This is a genomic window from Oerskovia sp. NPDC060287, assembly GCF_042726775.1.
In the GTDB taxonomy this organism is placed as follows: domain Bacteria; phylum Actinomycetota; class Actinomycetes; order Actinomycetales; family Cellulomonadaceae; genus Oerskovia; species Oerskovia merdavium.
In genome coordinates, this window is sequence record NZ_JBHXBO010000323.1 from 1 (window position 1) to 3,844 (window position 3,844).

At 70.1% G+C, this 3,844-nt stretch carries 3 protein-coding genes; 2 read left to right on the forward strand and 1 reads right to left on the reverse strand.

The genetic code is table 11. The features are described from left to right. Positions 1-78: 78 nt before the first annotated feature. Positions 79-1,566, reverse strand: coding sequence for a sensor histidine kinase (locus ACFWFR_RS18245; RefSeq protein WP_377624012.1), 1,488 nt, complete (start codon positions 1,564-1,566; stop codon positions 79-81). Positions 1,567-1,689: 123 nt separating this feature from the next. Here ACFWFR_RS18245 and ACFWFR_RS18250 point away from each other — a divergent pair, with 123 nt between their 5' ends. Together ACFWFR_RS18250 and ACFWFR_RS18255 are read left to right on the forward strand one after the other, a co-directional pair. Further along, on the forward strand, positions 1,690-2,196 hold the full coding sequence (locus ACFWFR_RS18250; protein ID WP_191800197.1) for a DUF2505 domain-containing protein: 507 nt from the start codon (positions 1,690-1,692) through the stop codon (positions 2,194-2,196). Positions 2,197-2,480: 284 nt separating this feature from the next. Then, entirely contained in the window at positions 2,481-3,815 is a 1,335-nt protein-coding gene (locus ACFWFR_RS18255) for an extracellular solute-binding protein (RefSeq protein ID WP_191800199.1), read from the forward strand. The last annotated feature ends 29 nt before the right edge of the window (positions 3,816-3,844 follow it).

The following is a 3,844-nucleotide window of genomic DNA, read 5'->3' on the forward strand; positions in this document are numbered from 1 at the left end:
CCTGCTGGTGACGGCCCTTTATGTTTGCCTTCGGAAGAGAATTGTCGGCGTTCTGGATCCTCTCCGTCGAGGCCCTCGTCATCCCTGACGGGAGCCCCCGCCGTCACGCAGGACGAGCTGCAGCACGACCTGGGTCCCGCCGCCCGGACGATCCGACCACTCGATGGTCCCGCCCAGCTCGTTGGACACGAGGGTCGCGACGATCTGCGAGCCCAGACCGCTCTTCTTGGGCTTCTCCGAGGGCTCGGTGCCCGGCACGGGCATGCCCACCCCGTCGTCGGCGACGATGATCCGCAGCGCCGACCCGTCGCGCTGCGCGTCGATCTCGACCGTACCGTTCGTCCGGTTCGCGAAGCCGTGCTCGACCGCGTTGGTCACGAGCTCGGTGAGGACGAGCGCGAGCGGCGTGGCGTCCTCCGCGGGCACCAGCCCGAAGCTCCCGGTCTGGACCGTACGGACCTTGGTGTCGGCCGAGGCGACGTCCGCGGCGAGACGCAGCGCGCGCCCACCCATGTCGTCGAACTCGACCTCCTCGTCGAGGGTCTGCGAGAGGCTCTCGTGGACCAGCGCGATGGTCGCGACGCGGCGCATGGCCTCCTCGAGTGCCGCACGCGCCTCGGGCACGTCCATGCGGCGCGCCTGGAGGCGCAGCAGGGCGGCGACGGTCTGCAGGTTGTTCTTGACCCGGTGGTGGATCTCGCGGATCGTCGCGTCCTTGGTGATGAGCTCGCGCTCGCGGCGACGCAGCTCGGACACGTCACGGCACAGCAGCACCGCACCGATCCGCTGCCCCGACTCGGTGAGCGGCAGGGCACGCAACGAGAGCGCGACCCCGCGGGCCTCGATGTCGGTGCGCCACGGGGCGCGCCCCATGACCACGAGCGGCAGGGACTCGTCGACGGGCGTCTGGTGCTCGATCAGGTCGGTCGTGACCTCGATGAGCGAGCGGCCCACGAGCGGCCCGATCACGCCGAGACGGTGGAAGCAGCTCAGGGCGTTGGGGCTCGCGTAGAGGACCTCGCCCTCGGAGTTGAGCCGGATCAGGCCGTCGCCCACGCGGGGTGCACCACGGCGGGGGCCGGTCGCCGCGTTGGGGGCCGGGAACTCGCCACGGGAGATCATCGCGATGAGGTCGTCGGCGGCCTCGACGTAGTTGAGCTCGAGCCGACTGGGCGTGCGCCCGCTCCCGAGGTTCGTCTGGCGCGCGACGACGGCGATCGCGTGCCCGTTGTGGACGACCGGAATGGCCTCCTCACGGACCGCGTACGCCCCGAACCAGCGCGGCTCGCGCGAGCGCTGCGACCGGGCCTCGGACAGGGCGCGCTCGAGCTGGGGCCGCTGGCCCTCGGGCGCGGTCGAGCCCACGATGTCGTCGTAGTGGACCGTTGCGCCCGTGCTGGGCCGGCACTGCGCGACGGCGACGAAGCTGCCGTCGTCGGTGGGGAGCCACAGGACGAGGTCCGCGAAGGCCAGGTCGGAGACCACCTGCCAGTCGCCGACGAGCAGGTGCAGCCATTCGTTGTCGGCAGGCGACAGCTCGGCGTGGCGGGAGATCAAGTCACTCATGGCAGACACGAGCCCCAGCGTACGCATCCGTGGGCGTCTTCACGGGATCGGGGCCTCTCCTTCGGTAGAGTCGGTCTCCCTGGCGCACCCTGCGCGCCGGTCAGCACGTCCCGAGGAGAACCTGTGCACCTGAGCGTCGATCTGCACTACCCCGCCGGTCTCGACGAGGTCACCCGGATGCTCGCGAGCGAGGCCTTCGTCCGGTGGCGCGCACAGCGCACGGGCGGCTCTCAGGCCCTCGTGGAGCTCGCGGACGTGACGGGCTCGATCGACGAGGGCTTCTCGGTGGTCGTGCGGCGCACGCTGCCCACGGACCAGATCCCGGGTCACCTGCGCGCGTTCGTGGGCAACGCGCTCGAGGTCCGCCAGGCAGAGGTGTGGGAGCCCGCCGACGGCGACGTCCGGCGCGGGACGGTCTCGCTCGAGATCACGGGGGCGCCCGTGCGCATGACCGGCACAGTCACGCTCGAGGCCCTGCCCGACGGCGGCACGCGGCACTCGTACGACGGCGAGCTCAAGGCCACGGTCCCCCTGTTCGCGGCGGCCGTCGAGGAGGCCGCGGCGGGTGCTGTCCGCACGACCCTGGCGTCGGAGGAGCAGGCCGGCGTGGAGTGGCTCACGGCCCCCTGAGCTCCCCGCGATCGTCCGCCGGCCAGCACTGCGAGCGGAGCTGAACGGCCGTCCAACTTACTTTCCAGGCGGTCGGGAACCAATAACGATTGAGGAACGACCATCGTGACCATATCGCTCTGACCTGCACAGATACACTCATGGGAGCGTTTCCACGACGGATTGTCACGTCGCGAGGTTGACATCTCCAGAACCGGCGGGCCACCATCGTGGCACTTCGTGGGAGCGCTACCACCCCTGACCGTGGGAGCGCTGCCACGCCGATCACCGACAAGGGAGTCATCGTGCTGAGCAGCACCCGTCCGACCCGCACCCGCACGGCAACCGCCGCCGTCGCAGGACTCGCGGCCCTCACCCTCACCCTGACCGCCTGCTCCTCGGGCTCCGGCTCGTCGGACGACAGCAGCGGGTCCGCCGACGGCGAGAAGATCACCCTCACCGTCGCCACGTTCAACGACTTCGGCTACACCGACGAGCTCCTCGCGGCCTACACCGCCGAGCACCCCAACGTCACGGTCAAGCAGACCAAGGCCGCGAAGTCCGAGGACGCACGCACCAACCTCACGACCAAGCTCGCCGCCGGTGGCGACGGCCTGGCCGACATCGAAGCCATCGAGGTCGACTGGCTCCCCGAGCTCATGCAGTACCCCGACCTCTTCACCGACCTGACCGACGCGTCGCTCGACGGCCGCTGGGTCGACTGGAAGGTCCAGCAGGCCACGACCACCGACGGCAAGGTCATCGGCTACGGCACCGACATCGGCCCGAGCGCGATCTGCTACCGCCAGGACCTCTTCGAGGCCGCGGGCCTCCCGACCGACCCGGCAGCGGTCGCCGAGCTGCTCGGCGGGGCCGACGCGACGTGGGACGACTACTTCGCCGCAGGCGCCACCTTCGCCGCAGCGAGCGACGCCGCCTGGTACGACAGCGCGATGTCGATCTCCCAGGGCATGGTCAACCAGATCGACAACGCCTACGAGGAGTCCGACGGCACGCCCAAGGACCTCGCGACCAACACCGCGATCCAGGACATCTACAACACGGTCGTCGAGCAGTCGGCCACCAACGGCCTCTCCGCAGGTCTTGAGCAGTGGAGCGCCGACTGGGACGCCGCGTTCCAGAACAACGGCTTCGCCACGATGATCTGCCCCGCGTGGATGACCGGCCCGGTCGAGGAGCGCTCGGGCGGCGTGACCGGCTGGAACGTCGCTGACGTCTTCCCCGGTGGCGGCCTCAACTGGGGCGGATCGTTCCTCACGGTGCCCGCGTCGGGCAAGAACGCCGACGCCGCCAAGGAGCTCGCCGCCTGGCTGACCGACCCCGCGCAGCAGACCACGGCGTTCACCAACGCCGGCACCTTCCCCTCGCAGATCGAGGCGCAGGAGTCCGAGGCCGTGCAGACCTTCACCAACGAGTTCTTCAACGACGCACCGGTCGGCACGATCTTCGTCAACCGTGCGCTCGCGATCGACGGGGCCCCGTTCAAGGGCGCGAACTACTTCGCGATCCACCAGACGGTCCAGGACGCCATCAAGCGCGTCGACGTCGAGAAGACCGCTGACGCCCAGGCGTCGTGGGACAAGGCAGTCCAGGCCTACAAGGACCTCGGCCTGAGCTGATCCGGTGCGCGGGGTGACCTCTCCGGGAG